The organism is Duganella sp. HH101 (genome assembly GCF_001758795.1).
In the GTDB taxonomy this organism is placed as follows: Bacteria; Pseudomonadota; Gammaproteobacteria; order Burkholderiales; family Burkholderiaceae_D; genus Rugamonas; species Rugamonas rivuli.
This window is the reverse complement of the sequence record NZ_LRON01000005.1, coordinates 178,434-199,624: the sequence shown is the minus strand read 5'-3', so window position 1 is coordinate 199,624 and position 21,191 is coordinate 178,434. Positions and strand designations below refer to the sequence as shown.

The following is a 21,191-nucleotide window of genomic DNA, read 5'->3' as shown; positions in this document are numbered from 1 at the left end:
GGACTCAAGATGACTGACCAAAATCCCCTGCTGGACTTTAGCGGCCTGCCGCGTTTCGATGCGATCAAGCCCGAGCACGTCACCCCGGCCATCGACGAGCTGCTGGCCAAGAGCCGCGCCGTGGTCGAGCAACTGGAAGCGCCGTCCGAGCAAGTGACGTGGGATAACTTCGTCACTCCGCTGGAAAACGCCACCGAGCTGCTGGGCCGCGCATGGGGCATCGTCAGCCATCTGAACAATGTGGTCGATACGCCAGAGCTGCGCGCCACCTACAACGACAACCAACCGAAAGTGACCGAGTTCTGGACCGCGCTGGCCCAGAACGAGGCGCTGTTCGGCAAGTACAAGGCGCTGCGCGCATCGGCCGGCTTCGATAGCCTGTCGCCGGCCCGCAAGCGCATCATCGACAACGCCGTGCGCGATTTCCGCATGGGCGGCGCCGAACTGCCTGCCGATAAAAAAGAACGCTTTGCCGACATCCAGGAAGAACATGCTTCGGTCTCGACCCGCTTCTCCGAAAACGTGCTCGACGCCACCAACGATTACAAGCTGCTGGTGGCCGACGAAGCCGACCTGGCCGGCCTGCCTGCCGACGTGAAAGCCGCCGCGCGCGCCGCCGCCGAAAAGGAAAACAAGGAAGGCTACGAATTCTCGCTGCACTTCCCGTCCTACTTCCCCATCCTGCAATTCGCCGACAAGCGCGAACTGCGCGAGACCATCTACCGCGCCAACGCCACCAAGGCTTCCGAGCAGGGCGAAGTGTTCAGCAAGAAGGAAGACTGGGACAACACACAAAACATCGTCACGCTACTGAAGCTGCGCGACGAGGAAGCCAAACTGCTGGGCTATAAAAACTTCGCCGAAGTCTCGCTGGTGCCGAAGATGGCGCAATCGCCGGACCAGGTGATCGCCTTCCTCGAAGACCTGGCCAAGCGTGCCCGTCCGTTCGCCGAGCAGGACCTGGCCGAACTGAAAAAATTCGCACAGGAAGAACTGGGCATAGCTGAACTGAAAGCCTGGGACATTCCCTACGCTTCCGAAAAACTGCAGGAGCGCCGCTACGCCTTCTCCGCGCAGGAAGTGAAGCAGTACTTCCCTGAACACAAAGTGGTCGACGGCCTGTTCCGCCTGATCCAGAACCTGTTCACCGTCGAGATCAAGCCGGACGACGCGCCGGTATGGCACAAGGACGTGCGCTTCTTCCGCATCGAGCGCAACGGCAAGCTGATCGGCCAGTTCTACCTGGACCTGTACGCGCGCGCCGGCAAGAGCGGCGGCGCCTGGATGGACGACGCCCGCGGCCGCCGCGCCGAGGAAGAGAAAGTACAAACCCCGGTCGCCTACCTGACCTGCAACTTCACCGAGCCTGCCGTGGCCGACGGCGTGGTGCAGCCATCGCTGTTCACGCACGATGAAGTGATCACGTTGTTCCATGAATTCGGCCACGGCCTGCACCACATGCTGACGCAGGTGGACGAGCTGGGCGTGTCCGGCATCTCCGGCGTTGAATGGGATGCGGTGGAACTGCCATCGCAGTTCATGGAGAACTTCTGCTGGGAATGGGAAGTGCTCGAACACATGACCTCGCACGTGACGACCGGCGAACCGCTGCCGCGCGCGCTGTACGACAAGATGCTGGCCGCGAAGAATTTCCAGTCCGGCCTGCAGACCTTGCGCCAGGTGGAGTTCTCGCTGCTCGACATGCACCTGCACTACGACTACGACGCCAGCACCGGCAAGACCGTGCAGCAAGTGATCGACGAAGTGCGCGCCAAGTTCGCTCTGATCGTGCCGCCTGCGTTCAACCGTTTCCAGAACTCCTTCGGCCACATCTTCGCCGGCGGCTACGCGGCCGGCTACTACAGCTACAAGTGGGCCGAGGTGCTGTCCGCCGACGCCTACGCCGCGTTCGAGGAAGCCAAGGCACTGGGCCCGGACGCCACCACCGAAACCGGCAAGCGCTACCTGCAGGAGATCCTGTCGGTAGGCGGCTCGCGTCCTGCGCTGGAATCGTTCACGGCCTTCCGTGGCCGCGAGCCCAGCATCGACGCGCTGCTGCGTCACAGCGGCATGGCGGCCTGATCATGAAGCGGCTGGCCATGTTCACCGTCGCGCTGCTGTGCTTCGGCACGGCCAGCGCCCAGGTGTACAAGTGGGTCGACGCCAAGGGCGTCACCCACTACAGCGACCAGCCGCCACCGCCATCCACGCCGGCCAAAACAAAAGTCGAAGTGAAATCGTTTTCCACCGGCGGAGCTTCGGTGGAGCTGCCGCAGGAACTGGCCGACGCCGTACGCAACCGTCCCGTCACGCTGTACACCACGGCACAATGCGACGGTTGCAGCAACGGCCGCGCCATGCTGATGGCGCGCGGCATTCCCTTCCATGAAAAAACCATTACCTCGGTGGACGATCAGTTGGCGCTGAAGAAGGCCGGAGGCAACGGTCAGCTGCCATTGTTGCTGGTGGGTCGCAGCAAACTGACCGGCTTCGAGCAGAACAGCTGGGACGTGTTGCTGAGCGACGCAGGCTATCCGCTGGAGAAGCGCCTGCCGCCGAATTACCAGTACCCTGCGCCGGTTTCCGCCGCGCCACCGCCGCCACCAGTGCCCGAGGCGCCGCGCCCGGTGGAGGAGCTGCCCAAGCCCCTGCCGCCGATCAATGCACCGCCCGGTTTCCAATTCTAAAATTCGCACGCGGTAGCAACATCGGTGCCAGCGGCAAAAATAATTTTCGAATAAACTGGAATCTCGCAGCGGCTTGCTGCGGGCATTCCTCCTCTATAGAACAGATCAAACAGCTATGACACGCATCGATTTCCACACCAACGTGCCGGACAAGATCGCCTATGCCTGCCGCCTCGTGCGCAAGGCCAGCGCGGCCAACACGCGCGTAGTACTGATGGCAGACGATGAGGCGCAACTGGCGGAACTTAACGCGGCGATGTGGACATTTTCCCCTGTCGACTTCCTGCCCCACGTGCTGGCCGGCGATGCGCTCGCCCCGCACACGCCAATCATTCTTACCGACAACGATGAGGCGGAATTACCACACAAAGAATTATTGATTAATTTGTCGCGCCGCGCGCCTTCCGGGGTCGCGCAATTCGAGCGCATGATCGAAGTCATTTCCTCCGACGAGGATGATGCGGCCGCAGGCCGCAAGCGCTACGTCGCATACAAGCAGCAAGACTATCCACTTACTCACTTTGTCACAGGAAAATCATGAGCCAAGCCCAATCGTTTGACGCCAGTATCCCTGTCCTGACGGAAGTCCTGAAGGCCGAGCCCCTGGGCGATGAACTGCTGCCCGGCGAAGCGGCCAACGGCGCCCGTTCCATCCTGTCCAAGCGCGCCGAAATGGCGGCGGATCTGGAAGCCGACGCCATCGACAACTGGGGCGATGCGGAATGGGCGATGATGGAGCATCGCCTGTCCGAGCGCATCATGCACCAGCTGCAGTCGCGCGTGGACTTCGTGCTGGAGCAGCGCATCAAGGACTGCATGGCCGAAGTGCTGACCCATGCCCTGCATGGCCTGACCAACGAAATCCGTATCGGCCTACACGACACCATCGAGAAAATCGTCGCCCGCGCCGTCTCGCAAGAACTGACGCATCTGCAAGCCAAAAAGTAAGAATTTCCCACCCGGTCCGTTCCCACTTCTGGTGCGCGGACCGCCCCCTCCCAGCGCAGCGCGCATCAAAACAGGGAAATGCCACTTAAAAGTGCGAAACCCTGCGAATCTCCCTTTGCGTTAAGAATAATTTGTTGTACCTTTTGGCCTTGCAGAAAAAATTCTGCGGCGCTCACGAGACACCGTCGCTTATTCAACCATTGGAGAATGCATATGCTGTTCAAGACCAAATTCATTCCACTCGCCATCGCCCTGGCTTTCGCTGGCAGCGCCGGCGCGCAAGAAGTGATCAAGATCGGCCACGTGGCGCCGGTTTCCGGTCCATCCGCGCACCTTGGCAAGGACAATGAAAACGGCGCCAAAATGGCCGTCGAAGAATTGAACGCCAAAGGCATCAAGATCGGCGGCAAGCCGGTCAAATTCGTGCTCGTGCTGGAAGACGACGGCGGCGATCCGAAACAGGGTACGGCCGTTGCACAGAAACTGGTCGACGCCAAAGTCAACGGCGTGATCGGCCACCTGAACTCGGGCACCACCATCCCTGCTTCGAAGATTTACTTCGACGCCGGCATCCCGGAAATTTCGCCAGCCACCACCCAGACCAAATATACGCAACAAGGCTTCAACTCGGCCTTCCGCGTGGTCGCCAATGACGCCAAGCTGGGCGGCACGCTGGGCGCCTACGCCGTCAACAAGATGGGCGTGAAGAAGATCGCCGTCATCGACGACCGTACCTCCTACGGCCAGGGCGTGGCGGAAGAATTCGTCAAGGGCGCGAAGAAGGCGATGCCTGGCGTGCAAATCGTCGGCAAGGAATTCACCACCGACAAGGCCACCGACTTCAACGCCATCCTGACCACCATCAAGGCCAAGAATCCCGACGTCATCTTCTTCGGCGGCATGGACTCGGTAGGCGGCCCGCTGCTGCGCCAGATGAAGGCGCTGGGCATCAAGGCCAAGTACATGGGCGGCGACGGCCTGTGCACCGAATCCCTGCCTAAGCTGGCTGGCGAAGCCGCCGTACCGGTCGTCACCTGCGCCGAAGCCGGCGGTGTGCCGCCTGAGCTGCAAAAGAACATGGACGACTTCCACGCCCGCTACAAGAAGAAGTACAACATGGACGTGCAGCTGTACGCGCCATACGTGTACGACTCGGTCATGACCATGGCTGCCGCCATGCAGCAGGCTAACTCGGCCGAGCCGGCCAAGTACCTGCCAGTGCTGCAGAAGATCAAGTACCAGGGCGTTACCGGCCTGATCGAGTTCGATGCCAAGGGCGACATCAAGGATGGCTCGCTGACGCTGTACAACTACAACAACGGCACCAAGACCATTACTTCGGTCATCAAGTAAGTTTCAGCAGCACCCAAAAAAAAGCCCCGTCAGCCTGAACGCGCTCAAGATCGCGCTCAGTGCTGACGGGGCTTTTTATTCAGCTAGAGCAAAGCTCATTTCTGCGCCAGCACCCATTTCACCAGGGTTTTCGCTTCGGCTTCGCTCACTTGCGGGTTGGCAGGCATAGGGATCGCGCCCCAGGCGCCGGTGCCGCCCTTGATCACTTTCGTCACCAGCTTGGCTTCCGCATCTTTCTGGCCGGCGTATTTGGCGGCGACATCCTTGTAGGCAGGGCCAACGAGCTTGGTGCTCACGGCGTGGCAAGCCAGGCAGTTCTTCGCTTTCGCCAGGTCCATACCCGCGTCGGCCATGGCCGACTGCGATGCGAATGCCGAAGCGACCACCATACCAACCATCATCAAATTGCGTTTCATTGTCTTCTCCAGGTAAGTGCTACTCAATTCTGCCAACAATTCTACCGTGTTTTCCCAGTGAACAATAAACGCCATACCGCTTATGCTCGTTGACCAATAATAGAATATTGCTGCACGTAAAACCGTTTTCTTTGTAAGATGAGGTAACTGGAGGAGAACGTCATGCCTATGATTTTGCTAATCCTCGCCCTGTGCGGGTTACGTTATTTCGAAGTGTGGAAGTTCGCCCTGCTGTCCTGGTGGTGGATTATCGGGCTGATGGTGTTCGCCTTCGTGTGGTTCGAGTTCCTGGAGCCGATGCTGGGCCTGGACAAGCGCAAGGCCCACGACGAAGACGAAAAGCGCCGCAAGGCGCGCGTGAAGCAGAATTTCGACAAGAAATAATCACTCCCGCTCCGGGTGGAGCGGGAATACGGCAAGCAATTAGCGCTTGATCTGCGACAGATCGCGCACGGCGCCACGGTCGGCCGACGTGGTCAGCGCCGCGTAGGCTTGCAGCGCCTGCGACACATAACGCTGGCGGTTCACCGGCTTCCAGGCCGCCGAACCCTTGGCCTCCATCGCCGCGCGACGCGCCGCCAGGTCCGCATCGCTGATGCGCAGGCTGATGGTGCGGTTCGGGATATCGATATCGATCATATCGCCCTCTTCCACCAGGCCGATCGCGCCGCCCTCCGCCGCTTCCGGCGAAGCATGGCCGATCACCAGCCCCGACGAACCACCCGAGAAGCGGCCATCGGTCAGCAGCGCGCAAGCCTTGCCCAGGCCCTTGGACTTGATGTACGAAGTCGGATACAGCATCTCCTGCATGCCCGGCCCACCCTTCGGACCTTCGTAGCGGATGATGACCACATCGCCCTCATGCACCGTATCGCCCAGGATGCCCTCGACCGCCGCATCCTGGCTCTCGAACACGCGCGCCTTGCCGCTGAATTTCAAAATGCTTTCATCCACGCCCGCAGTCTTCACGATGCAGCCGTTCTCCGCCAGGTTGCCGTACAAGACAGCCAGGCCGCCATCCTGCGAATAGGCGTGCGCCTTGTCGCGGATGCAGCCGGTGCTGCGGTCCGTATCCAGCGCATCGTAGCGCTCCGATTGCGAGAACGCCACCTGCGTAGGCACGCCGCCAGGCGCGGCGCGGAACAGCTGGTGCACGGCCGGATCGTCGCTGCGCTTGATGTCGTTGCGTTCGATCGCATCGCCCAGCGTCGGCGCGTGGATGGTCGGCAGCGAGGTATCCAGCAAACCGGCGCGCGCCAGTTCGCCCAGGATCGCCACGATGCCGCCGGCGCGGTGGACGTCTTCGATGTGGTACTTGTCGGTCATCGGCGCGACCTTGCACAGGCACGGCACTTTGCGCGAGATGCGGTCGATGTCCTTCATGTCGAAGTCCACTTCCGCCTCATGCGCGGCGGCCAGCAAGTGCAGCACGGTGTTGGTGGAACCACCCATCGACACATCCAGCGCCATCGCGTTTTCAAAAGCGGCCTTGGTGGCGATGGAGCGCGGCAGCACCGAGTAGTCGTCCTGCTCGTAGTGGCGCTTGGCCAGTTCGACGATCAAACGGCCGGCGCGCAGGAACAGCTGCTCGCGGTCGGCGTGGGTGGCGACGATGGTACCGTTGCCCGGCAGCGCCAGACCCAGCGCCTCGGTCAGGCAGTTCATCGAGTTCGCGGTGAACATGCCTGAGCACGAACCGCAGGTAGGGCAGGCGGAACGCTCGATCTCGGCCACGTCGGCATCGCTGACCGACTGGTCGCCGGCCTTGATCATGGCGTCGACCAGATCGAGCTTGATGATCTTCTGCTTGCCGTCGACCACCTTGATCACCTTGCCCGCTTCCATCGGGCCGCCGGAGATGAACACCACCGGAATGTTGAGGCGCATCGCGGCCATCAGCATGCCCGGCGTGATCTTGTCGCAGTTGGAGATGCAGACCATGGCATCGGCGCAATGGGCGTTGACCATGTACTCGACCGAGTCGGCGATCAGGTCGCGCGACGGCAGCGAGTACAGCATGCCGCCGTGGCCCATGGCGATGCCATCGTCGACCGCGATGGTGTTGAATTCCTTGGCGACGCCGCCGGCCTTCTCGATCTCGCGCGCCACCAGCTGGCCCAGGTCCTTCAGGTGCACGTGGCCGGGCACGAACTGCGTGAAGGAGTTCACCACGGCGACGATAGGCTTGTCGAAATCGCCGTCCTTCATGCCGGTCGCGCGCCACAGGGCGCGGGCGCCGGCCATGTTGCGGCCGTGGGTGGTGGTGCGGGAACGGTATTGCGGCATGATGTTTCTCCAATGATAAAGGCGGGCTTAAGACCGCTGGCTTAGTATGAGAGATTGCCTTCCCCCTGCCCCGGTGTCAAATATAGTATTTTCGACTCTGTGAGTCGTATAAAATATCACCGGGACAAATTTCAATAGTAAACAATATGAACCTGGAACTGCGGCAATTGCGCTATTTCGTCACCGTTGCCGAGGAGCTCCACTTCGGCAAGGCGGCGCTGCGCCTGCACATGACGCAGCCGCCCTTGTCGCAAACGATACAGGCGTTGGAAGAGCTGCTGGGCGCCGCGCTGTTCGAGCGCAACCGGCGCGGCGTGGCGCTGACGCCGGCCGGCGCCGCCCTGCTGCCGGAAGCGCGCCGCATGCTGGCGCAATCGCAGGAACTGCCGCAGCTGGTGCAGCGCGCCGCCACCGGCGAAGTCGGGCGGCTGACGCTGGCCTTCGTCTCGTCGGCCGACTACAGCGTGCTGCCGCCCTTCCTGCGCGCCTACCGCGCCGCCTGGCCGCAGGTGCAGATCACGCTGCAGGAAGCCACCTCGGACCTGCAACTGGACGACCTGCTGCACAACCGCATCGACGCCGGCCTGCTGATCCCGCCGCTGCCGGACAAGGCCAGGCTGGAACTGGACTATCTGCCGGTGTTGAGCGAGCCGCTGGTGGTGGCGCTGCCGGCCGGTCTGGTAAAGAAGAAAGGCAGGCTGGCATTGGCTTCCCTGCCCAAGTTGCCGTTGATTGTCTTCCCGCGCGCGATCTCCCCGGCGCTGTACGACGCCATCCTGTCGGTGTTCCGCGAGGCCGACATCACGCCGGAGATAGGCCAGCAGGCGATCCAGATGCAGACCATCGTCAGCCTGGTATCGGCCGGCATGGGCATGGCGCTGGTGCCGCAGTCCGTGTCCAACCTGATGCGGCCCGGGGTAGAATACCGGGCGCTGCGCGACGCCACGCCGCTGGTCGAAACCGGCCTGGCCTGGCGGCGCGACAATGCCTCACCGGTACTGCGCGGCTTTTTGGAATTATTAAGGAAGAACACCCTATGCTGATACACCCGATGCCCGACCCGATCGCCCTGCAACTGGGGCCGGTGGCGATCCACTGGTACGGATTGATGTACGTGCTCGCCTTCGCCATGTTCATCGCGCTGGGCCGCGTGCGCATCAAGCAGCCGCACATCGCCGCGCAGGGCTGGAAGAAGGAAGACCTGGACGACATGCTGTTCTACGGCATGCTGGGCGTGGTGATCGGCGGGCGCATGGGCGAGGTGCTGTTCTACCGTCCCGGCTACTTCTTCGCCAATCCGGTCGAGATCCTCAAGGTGTGGCATGGCGGCATGTCCTTCCACGGCGGCTTCCTCGGCGTGCTGATCGCGATGGCGGTGTGGGCGCGCAAGAGCGGCCGCAATCTGCTGGACGTGTACGACTTCATCGCGCCGCTGGTGCCGCTGGGCTACGCCGCCGGGCGCCTGGGCAACTTCATCAACGCCGAGCTGCCGGGCCGCGTGGTGAGCGATCAAACGCTGCCATGGGCGATGCTGTGGCCGGACACGAACTATCCGCTGTGGCCGAATCCCGTGTTCCTGCAAGGCTTGCGCCATCCGTCGCCGTTGTATCAGCTGCTGATCGATGGCTTGCTGGTGTTCGCGATCCTGTGGCTGTATGCACGCAAGGAACGTCCACGCCTGGCAGTGGGCGCGACGTACACGCTGCTGTATGGCTGCGCGCGCTTCTTCACCGAATACTTCCGCACGCCGGATTGGGAGACCACCGTGCTCGGCATGCCGATCACTTCGGGCCAGGTGCTGTCGCTGCCGATGGTCGCCGGTGCGCTGGCGATGCTGGCGTGGGCCTACAGCACCTCATCAGGCTCGAAGAAAGTACGGTAAAATTTCTTATGAGCCCCTTCACGCCCACTCTTTTTTAGCGGCAGGCCTATGAATCAGCGAATCGACAGCTGGCTAAATTATGTGTTTTCTCATTTGAAGGATGAGAGCGATCCTGACTTCGCAGGGTTAGGCTTGATCTTCTACAATCAACCACTTGATCTGCCGGTTCGCCCATTAGGGCTTGATCGCTGCCCGCCTGGACTGCCAAGCAAGGGGCACTTGGAATGTACTGCATTGCTCAAGGAAGTGAGCAAAATACACTCACCTTATCATGACGGTTTTCATCTGGTCGATGCGGCCAGCCTGAACATTACGCATGTCAGTCAATTCTTCGCGCCTCCGATCTTACACAGTGAACCTCAACGCGTTCCCGATCACCCGGTAGGAGCTCGCTTCATGGCAGCATACCTGGGTTCTTTTTTGCCGGGCGTTGAATTAATCGCGACCCTCAGTAACCGTGAGGGTGCGTTGACATTTAAGAAGGGATCAATTCAAAAAAAGAGCATCAAAAAAGAGAAAATTCCATGCTGACCACGACTACAAAATTAGAGCAACAAAAAAAATCACTCTACATCAGCGCGGTTCTAATCGCTCTTTCGCTGACATTGATTCTATTTTTGAGCCACGTTTTCTCCCGAGGAGAATGGCACCTCGCCAGCATTTCCGAGGTTTTGCAGAAGCTGCCGACCGCAGTTACCTTAACCTTCTTCGCTTGGGTAGCCATCAATAAGTGGCTGTGGAAATATAAGCCCTTCAGTTCGTCGCTTGCCTTGGGAATTCCCATTTTAGAAGGCACATGGACGGGACATTTGGAATCCGATTGGTCACCGGGCAAAGTGCCATCTGCCTCCCCGCAGCTTTTCCCTATCGTATTTTGCATACGACAAACAGCATTGGCGCTCACAGTGACGAGCTTCACTAAAGATCGGACAGGAAGGTCCAATGCGGCCGAACTGATCGGCAACGAGTCCGCCGCAACTTTGCACATGGCATACATGTACACTTTGGCTGATTCGTTTTCACCCGGACTAGGCGCTCAGCACGGCGCAGGATACGTCGAAATAACATCAGCGAACCCACGCGAACTTCGCGGCACTTATTGGACATCAACCAAGACGCACGGCCGCATCATCCTGGTCCATCGCACCAAAAAATGCTTCGACTCGTATACCTCAGCGATCGCCAGTTTTCCCGTCGCTCAATGGAAGAAGTTTTAATCCGGTGCTTTTACCGAGCCTTCAGCAGCTTGACGATGGCGTTCCACTGCGCCGCCGTCACCGGCGTGATCGACAGGCGGCTGCCTTTTTGCAGCACCACCATGTCCTCCAGCGCCGGGATGGTGCGCATCTCCGCCAGCGGCAGCAAGCGCGTTTTCTGCGTGCCGCGCACGTCAACCGAAATCCAGCGCGGCTGTTCCTGCGTGGCCTTGGGGTCGTAGTACTTGCTGTCCTTGTCGAACTGCGTGGCGTCGGGATACGGCCCGCCCACCACTTTCGCCAGCCCGGCGATGCCGGGTTCCGGACAGCTGGAGTGATAGAACAACACGCCGTCGCCGTCCTGCATACCGTCGCGCATGAAGTTGCGGGCCTGGTAGTTGCGCACGCCGAACCACGGCGTGGTCTGATCGGGCGACGCCATCACATCGTCGATGCTCACTTCATCGGGCTCGGATTTCATCAACCAATATTGCATGGATTTTCTCCAGACGAAAAAAAGCGGCTGCGCACTCACATGCTTGCAACCGCTTCTTTAGATGATAGGCCCCGCCTGTGCCGTCTTTGCCGGCATCCCGAACCAAACGGTTCAAGGTGGTCACAGTTAGTTCAATTTCGGGTTCATCGGACTAGCGACGCTCACGCCCATCGAACAAAATTCCGCAACCGGTGCACATAAATGGTTCAAGGAATATATGGCAATCGCGAACACCGCAGGGTGAAACGAAGTTTACTCTTTTGTCCGCCGCAAAGGAAGGAGTTTAGCGAATTAAAACAGGGTTTCTTGCGGCGTCAGTGCGCTGTCGAGTACTTTGTGCATGGCGCTGATCTTGGTTTGCACTTCCAGTATAGACATGTCCGACAGCGGCCCCACCGGCGATTTCACCGACAGGAACTCCGCCGCCATGCCCAGCGCAGCCATCACGGCGATGCGGTCGTTGCCTTTGACCTTGCCCGCATCGCGGATCGCGGTCATCTTCTTGTCCAGGAAAGCAGCGGCCTCGCGCAGCGCGCGCTCCTCGCCCTCCTTGACGACCAGTCGATACGGCGAACCCATGATGGTAACGTCCAGCTGTATCATCGTGCATCCTCGTTTTCAGGCTGTTCTTCCTGTTCGGCGTCGCCGTCCAGCGCAGGTATTTTCTCCAGCAAGGCTTCCACCCGGCCGGCCGCTTCACTCAGCTTGCGCTGATAGCTCATGTTCTCGATCACCAGGGCGGCATTCGCCTGGCGCAGTTGGGCATTTTCCCGGCGCAGGGCCTGGGTCATCTCGGCCAGCTGGTCGATTTTGTCGGATAGTTCTTCGAATTCTGAAATCATCCCGCCACTATAGGCAGCGCGCGTTACGCCGTCAACAGAATCGCACGCTTGCCCGCATATTTGGCGGGCAAGCGCATGATTTATTTCCTCGACGTCAATGTCGCGATGAATATTGCTATTTTGCCAGCAAGCGTGGCGCAATACTCACATGGCCTTCGATGCCGCTGGCCTGCCCCGCCTCCGCTTCGATGAGGACATTGATCTCGCGCGTTCCGGCACCGGCCGGCAGCGCCAGCTCGAACGCTGCCGGCGAGTAGTTTTCCTTCCTGCCGATCAACTGTCCGTTCAGCCAGACCTCCGCCTTGCCGCGCACGCTGGCGAAACGTATCACGCCGCTGCCATCGGCCAGGTTCTTGCGCGGCGTGAAGCTGGCGCGGTACAGATGGTATTTCGCGGCGGCCGGCGCGATCATCGGCGGCGAGCCCCAGCCCCAGGTGTTCATGTCGAAGCTGGCCAGTTGCTGGTTGGGGTCGGGCCGCTGGGCGCTGTCCGGCGCGATGCGCCAGCTGCGCACCAGCGTCAACGGCGCCTCCGCCGATTCCACGTAAGGCTGCGCCGGAACCGCCCGCACCGGAATATCGATGCGCGCCGGCGCCAGCCCCGCTGCGGTGGCGGTCACGCTGATGGCCTCCGCGCTGTCGTAGCGGCTCTGCACGATCAGCTGCGCCAGGCCGTTGAACAGACGGCGCGTCGCGCCCTTCTCGTCCTCGTGCGAATTCGGATCGCCGTTGCCGTGGCCGATGGAGCGGCCGCCGCCCGTTACCGCAAACGTCACCTGCGCATCGGCCAGCGGCACAGCGCGGCCCTGCGCATCCAGCGCGCGCACCGTGATCGGCATGGCATCGCGGCCGTCACCGGCCAACTGCGCGCGGTCGGGCACCAGCTCCAGCGCGACAGCGGCGCCGGTGGTTTCCACCGCCGTGCGAGCGACCTCCTTGCCGCCGTTGTAGCCTATCGCCTCCAGCTTGCCGGGCGCGTAGGCGACGTTGAAGTTGTTCATGCGGTACTGATCCACCTTCTGCTCGCCCAGCAGGCGGCCGTTCAGCAGCAGCTGCACGCGCTCCACGTTGGCCATCACCATGACGCGGATCTCCTTGCCCTCGCTGCCGCTCCAGTTCCAGTGCGGCGCGATGTGGATCAGCGGACGGTCCTTGATCCACTGCACCTGGTGGATGTAGTAAGCGTTCTTCGGGAAGCCGTTCAGGTCCATGATGCCGAACACCGAACTGACCGAAGGCCATTCATTGGGCGTAGGCTCGCCGCGATAATCGAAGCCGGTCCAGACGAAACCGCCCGCCACATAAGGCCGCGTGGCGATCGCCTGCCATGCGTCGCGATGGGTATTGCCCCACTCCGCCGCATCGTCGTCGTAGCTGGCGATCAGGTTCTTCTCGCGCACGGTCTTGAACTCGCCGCGCGTCATGTAGGCCGAGGTGTCCTCCGAACTGGTGAACGGCTTGTCCGGATTGGCCTTGTGATAGCGGTCGTAGTCCGGCACCTGATAGTTGGAACCCACCACGTCCACCGCATGCGACACGTTCAGCTCCGTCAGGAAGCCGCCGTTCATCGCCGCCGTCACCGGCCGCGTATCGTCCAGCGCCTTCACGGCGGCCGACATGCGACGTACCATTTCGTAGCCAACTTCCGTGGCCTGCTCCGGCTCCTCATTGAACACCGACCACAGGATCACGCCCGGATGATGGCGGTCGCGCTTGACCATCCACTCCAGCTGCTTCAGATAATCCGGCGAGGGATTGAAGTTGCGGTTCTCGTCCATGACGACAAAGCCCATGCGGTCCACCAGATCCAGCACCTCGGCCGCCGGCGCATTGTGCGAGAAGCGGATGGCGTTCACGCCCAGCTCCTTCAAGCGCCGCAGTCGATACTCCCACACAGAATCCGGCACGGCCACGCCGACGCCCGCGTGATCCTGGTGGATGCATACACCCTGCAGCTTCACATGCACGCCGTTGAGGAAGAAGCCCTGTGCCGCGTCGAAGCGTATGGTGCGGAAGCCGGTATGCAGCGACACCTCGTCCAGCGCCTTGCCGTCCTGCAGAACGCGCGTCGTGACGCGATACAGATTGGTTTTCTCCAGCGACCACAATGCCGGGGCGTCGACGGCCAGCGGAAGCTGCACCGTGCTCGCGCCCAGCGCCGCCACGCGCGCGGTGGCGCTACGGCGCAGCACCTGCTTGCCGGCCGGGTCAAACAGCGTTACTTCCACCGTCACGCCGCCGGCCTGCTTGCCGCTGTTGTTCAGAGTGACTTCGACAGGTATCGTCCACTGGCCACCCTTGCCAGAAGGCGGCACAGGCGTGGCATGCACGCCGTCCGTCGCCACATGCACCGGATCGCGCTTGACCAACCACGCGTGGCGATACATGCCGGCGCCCTCGTACCACCAGCCTTCCATAGCCTCGGCATCGGCACGGATGGCGATGGTGTTCATCGCATCGCCGTAGCGCAGGTAAGGCGTGATGTCGATATAGCTGGCGTTGTAGCCGGACCAGTTGCGGTTGACCACATTGCCGTTCACCCAAACGGTGGCGTGGGTGGCGATGGCGTCGAACTGCAGTTCGAAATGACGGCCGCGATCGGCGGCATCCACCCGCAGATAGCGCCGATACCAGCCGATGCCGCGTGGACGGTAGCCCTGCGACACATTCGCGCTGGGATCGAACGGACCTTCGACCGCCCAATCATGCGGCAGGTCCAGGTGGCGCCAGTCGGAATCGTCGAACTCCGTGCCGGCCGCGCCGGCGGCGTTGCCCGCCTTGGCGTTGCCGTAGGATTCGCCGTGCCCCTTGATCGGCGGCTGGACGATATCGCCCAGGTGGAACAGCCAGCCCCGATCCAGCGACAGCTTCTCGCGGCCCGGCGTCGCCGCGTGGGCGGACACGCCGGCCACCAATAAAACCAGGGCGCCGCATAAACGTCGCCAGTTCATCGTCATCATTTTCAAGTCACGCTCCCGGAAAAAAAAACGGAACGGCGCCATCACGCACCGTTCCGCCAAACCACAATCGGAGGCCCGATGTCAGAACTTGTACGAGAGGCCCAGATTGAAGCGACGTCCAAACTCGGTCACTTCCTGCTGCTGCGGAATATTGGCGCTGGTGTAGACCACCTTCTGGTTCGTCAGGTTGTCGATACCAAAGCGCACCTGCAGTTGCTTGGTCAGTTGCTGCGCCACGTTCAGGGTCAGATAAGTCTCGGCGCCGTTTTCGATCAGCTGGCCCGCGCCCCAGGTAGGGTTGCGCACAAACTTGCTGTGATAGTTGGCCGATGTCCGCGCCTCGAAGCCGTTCTTCTCGTACCACAGCGTCACGCCGCCGTTGTGCTTCATCAGGCCCTCGATCGGGAATGGATTCGCAGTAGGGAAGCTTTCCTTGATGTCGCTATTGGTGTACGAGTAGTTGCTCGAAACGCCGAAGCCGTTATCGAATGCCTGTTGGTAGATGAACTCCAGGCCGCGCACATTACCGCCTTCGCCGTTGACCGAACGGGTGATCACCGCAGGACGGCCATCGATGATGGTGTTGTCGCTGACAATGCCGATATAGCGCGTGATCTTTTTATAGAACGCGCCTGCCGACAGCAGCGAACCTTTGCCGAAGTACCACTGGTAAGCCAGGTCCACTTGATTGGCCATCATCGGTTTCAATTGCGGATTGCCCGCGCTGCCGGTCAGCGGCATGGCCGGATTCGGATCGACGAAGATATTACGGGAACCACGCATCTCGTCGAGCGGCGCGCGCGACATCGCCCGCGCCACGCTGAAGCGGACCTGATGCTCCTGCTTCTCATCCATATTGAAAATCAGGTTCAGGCTGGGCAGGATCTCGGTGTAGGTGGCGCCGTCGGAAACCGCCGTCGGCGCCGCGTTGTTCAGCGACTGCATGCCCTCGCCCGTCTGCGTGGTGTGCACCACTCGCACGCCCACATTGCCGCGGTAGGACTTGCCGCCCAAGCCGCCCTCAAGGTCGCCCTGTGCGTACAGCGAGGAGCTGCGTTCCTTGACGCGCCAGCCGGACAGCAGGTCGTTCTGCGTTGGCACGCGGCCGGACGCATCGAAGGCCGAAGCACCGAATGCTCTCTTCATCGTGCCCACGAAATCCTTCAACGCGATGAACGGCGCGCCCATCCCGGCAATGTTGACGGTCTCATAGTCCGAGTTCGAGAGGCTGCCGGTCGGCGCAAGACGCGAAATATTCCATGTCGTCTGGTGATAGTCCTTCTCGCGGTCGGTGGCGCGCGCGCCGATTTTCAGCTTGTTGACCGGGCCCCACTCTACTGCGCGCGCTGCGCTCAGGTGCAGCGCGTTGAGGCTGTCGCGCAGATGGCCGTCGGTATCGACGTACAAGGTGGCGGCGCCGAAGTTGGCCGGATTGCCGGTATCCTGGCCGTAGGAGTATACCTGGCGCTCATCGCCGGTGAAGGAGAAGCTGACGGTGGCGCCATTGTTGGAGACCTGGCGCAAGTCGCGCCACTGGCTGTCGCGGCCAGCGCGCGAGGTGGACAGGTCCGATTCGATCTTCCAGTCGCCGACATTGAACTTGCCGTTCACGCCAGTCGCGAAAGTGTCCATATCCTGCGTCCACAAGGTATCGTTGGTGGTCAGGCCGACACCAGTGACGGTGCCGCCGACCACGTAGCCGTTGCGGATATCCAGGTTGCTGTAGGCGGATTTCTGCCAGCCGTCCCAGTTGCCGGTATCGCCGCTCCAGTGGGCGACGCCAGGCTCCTTGATCTTGGCCTGCGCGTAGTAGGCGTCGCCGGTGATGATGGCGTCGCCGCTGGGCTTCCATTCCACCTTGCCCAATACGCTGGAGCGTTTGTCCTTGCCGCGCTTGGCGGAATCGCCCCAGCCCCATGGCGTCTTGTCGATCTTGCCGTCGCCGTTCAAGTCGGCGGAGTGGTCCTCATTGAAACCGAACTGCTTGACGTTCTTTTCAATCGACGGCTGGTCCTGGTAGCTGAACGCCAGCGCGACGCCAAGCTTGCGATTGTCGAACTGGTCGATGTAGACGCCGCCAACGCGCGGCGCAAGTTTGGTGGCGCCGGGGATATCGCGCGCCATCGCGTAGTACAGGGCGTCCGCTTTCAGCGACACCTGGCGGCCGTTGTACTTCAGCGGCGAGACGGTTTGCAGGTCGATGGTGGTGGCTACGCCGCCTTCGACCAGTTCGGCCGATTGCGTTTTGTAGACCGTGGCGCCGCTCAGCGACTCGGACGGGAACTGCTCGAAGCGCACCGCGCGGTTAGGCTCGGACGATGCCAGTTCGCGGCCGTTGAGCGTGGCGCCGATGAAGCGCGGTCCGAGGCCGCGCGCCACGACCTGGCTGGCGTTGCCGCGATCCAGGCCGGACGACATGCCCGGCAGCCGCGCCAGCGATTCGGCGATGGTGGTGTCGGGCAGCTTGCCGATGTCTTCCGACGAAACGACTTCCACGATGCTGTTCGAAGCTTCCTTGGCCGCCAGCGCATTGCGCACCGAGGCGCGGATGCCGGTGACGTTCACTTGCTGGATATCGCCTACCGCTTCCTGGGCAAGCGCTTGTTGGACCAGCAATGGGGAGGTGAAAAGCGTGGCGATGAGCCAGCTCATTTTCTTGTGCTTCATTTGCATCTCCAGTGTTGTTTTGGTTTCGTCTCTGATTTGCGGCTTGGACGAATAGCTGGATGCTAACGAAACGAAGGATGCACTTCCAATAGCTTATTGCATGCGGGGGATACGAAGATCGTATATCTCGCCAACTGGAATGCTTATGCGGGCCTGCGGTAATGAGGGTAGATGCCGGCTGCGGCATCGCGCAGCGCGAGCAGCATCGCGTCGGCGCCGGGCGAGAGCTGGTGTCGCTTGCGCGTCACAATGCCGAAGGAATCCATGCTGACGCCGAGATCGAACGGCAGCACCGTCATCAGGCCGGCCTCCAGATACGGCTGCACGGCATCCGACGGCAATGCCACGATCATGTCGCTGCTCGTCAGCAGGCTTGCCACTACAGGCAAATCGAGGGTCTCGACGGTTTCCGCCGGCTGCTCCAGGCCATGCGAGAGGAACAGGGCGGTCAGGCGGTCGCGCAGGATGCTGCCGGCGGGCGGCAGTATCCAGCACTGCTCCATCAACTCTTCGAGCTGCAGATCGGTGCGGCCCGCCAGCGGATGGCCGGCGCGCGCGATCAGCAGATGCGGCTCGTCGGTCAGCGGTTCGAAATTGAGTTCATCGGCGGCGGCGGTATCGAGGATGCGTCCCACGACCAGATCCAGTTCGCCGCCGCGCAGCCGTTCCACCAGCGCTTTGCTGGTCGACATGCTGACCGATACATGCACCCGCGAGTGCCGCGACTTCAACAAGTTGATCGCCTTGGGCACCAGGCCGGTGGCCGGCGCCAGCACCGTGCCGATGCCAACGCGCCCGCGCAGGCCGGACAGCAGTTCCATCACTTCCTGGTGCGCCGCGTCCATCTCCGCCAGTGCCGCCCCTGCGCGGCGTATCAGCACCTTGCCATACCAGGTCGGGGCGACGCCGCGCGACAGGCGCTCGAACAGCTGCACGCCAAGCGCGTGTTCCAGCTCGCCCAATAATTTGGACGCACCGGGCTGGGTCAGATTGGCAGCTTGCGCCGCATGGGCGATGGAGCCATGGCGGCCCAGTTCGACCAGCAGGACCAGATGGCGGGTTTTCAGGTGGGAGCGGACGAAACGGTCGGAGCTTGAATCGGTCATAGGGGCGATTTTCTGGATCGCCCATCATAAGGGCGTGCTGTTGCAGCGTCAATCATCGTATCTCATACGTTGGGAAACGGCTACGCCTGCCCCGGGCGTGTCGCCGAACGGCGTATCGGCCACGCCGGAGGCCTGCTCCCCGGCCTGGCCGGGCGGCAGGCGATACAGGCCGCCGCGCGCGCCCAGCAGCAGCAACTGCGTCAAATCGGCGCCGCCGAAAGCCACGCCGGCCATCGCCTCGCGCGCCAGCACGACCTGCCGGCGCACCTGGCCGCCTGCATCGTACTGCACCAGCGAGCCGCCCTGCACGCTCCACAGCATGTCGTCGCTATCGACCGTGGCAGCGCCCCGCTCCGCAGCCTGCGCGTACTCGCGAACGTCACCGGTCTTGGCGCGTTCCGCGTCGTAGCTGCATTGCATGATGGCGCCACTGGCCGCATCCGCAAAATACATGCGCGTGCCGTCCACGCTGAACGCGATGCTGCACGCCGCGACCACCGCCGGCAAGGCCAGGCGCCGCAGTCCATGGCGCGTCGAATACTGATAGAAGCTGCCGATGGGCCGCCGGTCGGCGCCGGTGTTGGCGGTGCCGAAGACAAAATAGCCATCGCGGTCGGTACAGCCATCGCTGATGACGGTGCGCGCTTCGGCGGCGTCGATGGTCGCCAGGACCTGCGCCTGGAGCGGGCGGGCAGGCTGCCCGGGCTCGGGCAGCTCCACCATGCCGAGGCGCTTGCCCAGGCCTAGCAACATGCGTCCGGAACGGCAGCAGGCGATTACACCGGCGCTTTCCAGCAGGCGCACGCCGGCCGGGACCTCCTCGCCCCCAGTCCAAGCGTACAGCTGGCCGCCTTGCGGGTCCGGCCAACGCCAGCAGGCCGCGTTGGCGTCCCAGCGCAACGCACAGCCGGCCAGGCCGACGCGTATCAACAGGATGCCGGGCGTGGGCGCGACGGCCGTACTGTGTGGACTCATGCTGCGGGAACTCCGGATGGGTGACGTGACCGCGCCAGTCTAAGCCCGCCGCACACCCCGGAGATATGAATAATTCGGCGCCTGCCATGCCGATATCGCATACCTGCACCGGGCCGCGTCAGCTATCCGATATTGATATGGCTCCTTGCGAATTTATCATATTTCCAGTCTAGCAGCCGGGCTTAGACTGGGCACTGTTCCCGAACTTACTTCCCACACCTATGAAAATCATCAAACTGACCACCTACCGTGTACCTCCGCGCTGGATGCTGCTGAAGATCGAAACCGATGAAGGCGTTGTCGGTTGGGGCGAACCGGTCATCGAAGGCCGCGCGCGCACCGTGGAGACTGCGGTACAGGAAATGGAACCCTACCTGATCGGCCAGGATCCGGCCCGCATCAACGACCTGTGGCAAACCATGTACCGTGCCGGCTTCTATCGCGGTGGCGCCATCCTGATGAGCGCCATCGCCGGCATCGACCAGGCGCTGTGGGACATCAAGGGCAAGGTGATGGGCAAGCCGGTCTACGAGCTGCTGGGCGGCCTGGTACGCGACCGCATGAAGATGTACAGCTGGGTGGGCGGCGACCGTCCTTCCGACATCATTGACCACATCCGCACGCTGCGCGAAGGCGGCTTCGACACCTTCAAGATGAACGGCACCGAGGAACTGGGCATGCTGGACACCGCCGCCGCCGTCGACAAGGCCGTCGAACGCGTCGCCGAGATCCGCGCCGCCTTCGGCAACAGCATCGAGTTCGGCCTGGACTTCCACGGCCGCGTGGCCGCGCCGATGGCCAAGGTGCTGCTGCGCGAGCTGGAACCGTATCGCCCGCTGTTCGTGGAGGAGCCGGTGCTGGCCGAGCAGGCCGAGTACTATCCGCGCCTGGCCGAGACCACGTCGATACCGCTGGCGGCCGGTGAGCGCATGTACTCGCGCTTCGAATTCAAGAACGTGTTCCACGCCGGTGGTCTGTCCATCGTGCAGCCGGACCTTTCGCATGCCGGCGGCATCACCGAATGCCTGAAGATCGCCTCGATGGCGGAGGCCTACGACATCGCGCTGGCGCCGCACTGCCCGCTCGGCCCTGTCGCGCTGGCGGCCTGCCTGCAGGTGGACTTCGTGTCGTACAACGCCGTGCTGCAGGAGCAGAGCATGGGCATCCACTACAATCGTGGCGGCGAGTTGCTCGACTATGTACTCAATAAGGAAGACTTCCGCATCACCGACGGTTATATGAAGCCGCTGTCCAAGCCCGGCCTGGGCGTGGAAATCGACGAAGCGCGCGTGATCGAAGCAAGCCGCAACGCGCCGGACTGGCGCAACCCGGTGTGGCGTCACGCGGATGGCAGCGTCGCTGAGTGGTAAAAAACAAA

At 62.0% G+C, this 21,191-nt stretch carries 20 protein-coding genes and 1 other RNA gene; 11 read left to right on the top strand and 10 right to left on the bottom strand.

What is annotated here, in order from left to right; genetic code table 11:
- Positions 1 to 9: 9 nt before the first annotated feature.
- The 5 genes from DUGA2_RS10430 to DUGA2_RS10410 all read left to right on the top strand — a co-directional run bounded on the left by DUGA2_RS10430 (position 10) and on the right by DUGA2_RS10410 (position 4,988).
- A complete protein-coding gene (locus DUGA2_RS10430) occupies positions 10 to 2,082 on the top strand; it encodes a M3 family metallopeptidase (RefSeq protein WP_070269233.1) in 2,073 nt (690 codons plus the stop codon).
- A gap of 2 nt (positions 2,083 to 2,084) precedes the next feature.
- On the top strand, positions 2,085 to 2,687 hold the full coding sequence (locus DUGA2_RS10425; protein WP_070269232.1) for a glutaredoxin family protein: 603 nt from the start codon (positions 2,085 to 2,087) through the stop codon (positions 2,685 to 2,687).
- Positions 2,688 to 2,802: 115 nt separating this feature from the next.
- The gene (locus DUGA2_RS10420; protein ID WP_070269231.1) at positions 2,803 to 3,228 is read left to right on the top strand and encodes a DNA polymerase III subunit chi; all 426 of its coding nucleotides are present in this window, start codon (positions 2,803 to 2,805) and stop codon (positions 3,226 to 3,228) included.
- Positions 3,225 to 3,635 carry a hypothetical protein gene (locus DUGA2_RS10415; protein WP_008451573.1) on the top strand — a complete coding sequence of 137 codons (411 nt, stop codon included), beginning with the start codon at positions 3,225 to 3,227 and terminating at the stop codon, positions 3,633 to 3,635. The genes DUGA2_RS10420 and DUGA2_RS10415 overlap by 4 nt, the downstream gene beginning before the upstream one ends.
- Positions 3,636 to 3,848: 213 nt before the next feature.
- The gene (locus DUGA2_RS10410; protein ID WP_008451574.1) at positions 3,849 to 4,988 is read left to right on the top strand and encodes a branched-chain amino acid ABC transporter substrate-binding protein; all 1,140 of its coding nucleotides are present in this window, start codon (positions 3,849 to 3,851) and stop codon (positions 4,986 to 4,988) included.
- Positions 4,989 to 5,083: 95 nt separating this feature from the next.
- On the opposite strand, the gene DUGA2_RS10405 is transcribed toward DUGA2_RS10410, so the two are convergent.
- Positions 5,084 to 5,404 carry a c-type cytochrome gene (locus DUGA2_RS10405; RefSeq protein WP_070269230.1) on the bottom strand — a complete coding sequence of 107 codons (321 nt, stop codon included), beginning with the start codon at positions 5,402 to 5,404 and terminating at the stop codon, positions 5,084 to 5,086.
- Between the two features lie 162 nt (positions 5,405 to 5,566).
- On the opposite strand from DUGA2_RS10405, the gene DUGA2_RS10400 reads away from it, so the two are divergent.
- Positions 5,567 to 5,788 carry a TIGR04438 family Trp-rich protein gene (locus DUGA2_RS10400; protein ID WP_008451576.1) on the top strand — a complete coding sequence of 74 codons (222 nt, stop codon included), beginning with the start codon at positions 5,567 to 5,569 and terminating at the stop codon, positions 5,786 to 5,788.
- Between the two features lie 39 nt (positions 5,789 to 5,827).
- Here the strand turns inward: DUGA2_RS10400 and ilvD are convergent, their stop codons facing one another.
- Positions 5,828 to 7,690, bottom strand: coding sequence for a dihydroxy-acid dehydratase (gene ilvD, locus DUGA2_RS10395; protein WP_070269229.1), 1,863 nt, complete (start codon positions 7,688 to 7,690; stop codon positions 5,828 to 5,830).
- 146 nt (positions 7,691 to 7,836) lie between these two features.
- Between ilvD and DUGA2_RS10390 the strand changes: the two genes are divergently transcribed.
- From DUGA2_RS10390 to DUGA2_RS33405, 4 genes are read left to right on the top strand one after another with little or no spacing between them, the layout of a single operon-like run.
- Positions 7,837 to 8,733 (top strand): LysR family transcriptional regulator, encoded by an 897-nt coding sequence (locus tag DUGA2_RS10390; protein WP_070269228.1) that lies wholly within the window; start codon positions 7,837 to 7,839, stop codon positions 8,731 to 8,733.
- Positions 8,727 to 9,572 carry a prolipoprotein diacylglyceryl transferase gene (lgt, locus tag DUGA2_RS10385; RefSeq protein ID WP_070269227.1) on the top strand — a complete coding sequence of 282 codons (846 nt, stop codon included), beginning with the start codon at positions 8,727 to 8,729 and terminating at the stop codon, positions 9,570 to 9,572. Before DUGA2_RS10390 ends, lgt begins: the two co-directional genes overlap by 7 nt.
- 48 nt (positions 9,573 to 9,620) lie before the next feature.
- Positions 9,621 to 10,103: a hypothetical protein gene (locus DUGA2_RS33410; protein ID WP_141753229.1), complete on the top strand. Its 483-nt coding sequence runs from the start codon at positions 9,621 to 9,623 to the stop codon at positions 10,101 to 10,103.
- Positions 10,097 to 10,789, top strand: coding sequence for a hypothetical protein (locus DUGA2_RS33405; RefSeq protein WP_141753228.1), 693 nt, complete (start codon positions 10,097 to 10,099; stop codon positions 10,787 to 10,789). Before DUGA2_RS33410 ends, DUGA2_RS33405 begins: the two co-directional genes overlap by 7 nt.
- 10 nt (positions 10,790 to 10,799) lie before the next feature.
- Here the strand turns inward: DUGA2_RS33405 and DUGA2_RS10380 are convergent, their stop codons facing one another.
- From DUGA2_RS10380 to DUGA2_RS10345, 8 genes are all read right to left on the bottom strand, one after another.
- Positions 10,800 to 11,264, bottom strand: coding sequence for an EVE domain-containing protein (locus DUGA2_RS10380; protein WP_070269226.1), 465 nt, complete (start codon positions 11,262 to 11,264; stop codon positions 10,800 to 10,802).
- Between the two features lie 64 nt (positions 11,265 to 11,328).
- Positions 11,329 to 11,509: non-coding RNA, 6S RNA (gene ssrS, locus DUGA2_RS10375), on the bottom strand.
- Positions 11,510 to 11,555: 46 nt separating this feature from the next.
- A complete protein-coding gene (locus DUGA2_RS10370; RefSeq protein WP_070269225.1) occupies positions 11,556 to 11,867 on the bottom strand; it encodes a cell division protein ZapA in 312 nt (103 codons plus the stop codon).
- A complete protein-coding gene (locus DUGA2_RS10365; RefSeq protein ID WP_008451583.1) occupies positions 11,864 to 12,106 on the bottom strand; it encodes a hypothetical protein in 243 nt (80 codons plus the stop codon). Before DUGA2_RS10365 ends, DUGA2_RS10370 begins: the two co-directional genes overlap by 4 nt.
- A gap of 115 nt (positions 12,107 to 12,221) precedes the next feature.
- A complete protein-coding gene (galA, locus tag DUGA2_RS10360) occupies positions 12,222 to 15,065 on the bottom strand; it encodes a beta-galactosidase GalA (protein WP_070269224.1) in 2,844 nt (947 codons plus the stop codon).
- Between the two features lie 81 nt (positions 15,066 to 15,146).
- Positions 15,147 to 17,732 (bottom strand): TonB-dependent receptor, encoded by a 2,586-nt coding sequence (locus DUGA2_RS10355; RefSeq protein ID WP_070269223.1) that lies wholly within the window; start codon positions 17,730 to 17,732, stop codon positions 15,147 to 15,149.
- 143 nt (positions 17,733 to 17,875) lie between these two features.
- A complete protein-coding gene (locus DUGA2_RS10350; RefSeq protein WP_070269222.1) occupies positions 17,876 to 18,838 on the bottom strand; it encodes a LysR substrate-binding domain-containing protein in 963 nt (320 codons plus the stop codon).
- Between the two features lie 48 nt (positions 18,839 to 18,886).
- Entirely contained in the window at positions 18,887 to 19,813 is a 927-nt protein-coding gene (locus DUGA2_RS10345; RefSeq protein WP_070269221.1) for an SMP-30/gluconolactonase/LRE family protein, read from the bottom strand.
- Between the two features lie 221 nt (positions 19,814 to 20,034).
- On the opposite strand from DUGA2_RS10345, the gene dgoD reads away from it, so the two are divergent.
- On the top strand, positions 20,035 to 21,183 hold the full coding sequence (dgoD, locus tag DUGA2_RS10340; protein WP_070269220.1) for a galactonate dehydratase: 1,149 nt from the start codon (positions 20,035 to 20,037) through the stop codon (positions 21,181 to 21,183).
- Positions 21,184 to 21,191: the final 8 nt, after the last annotated feature.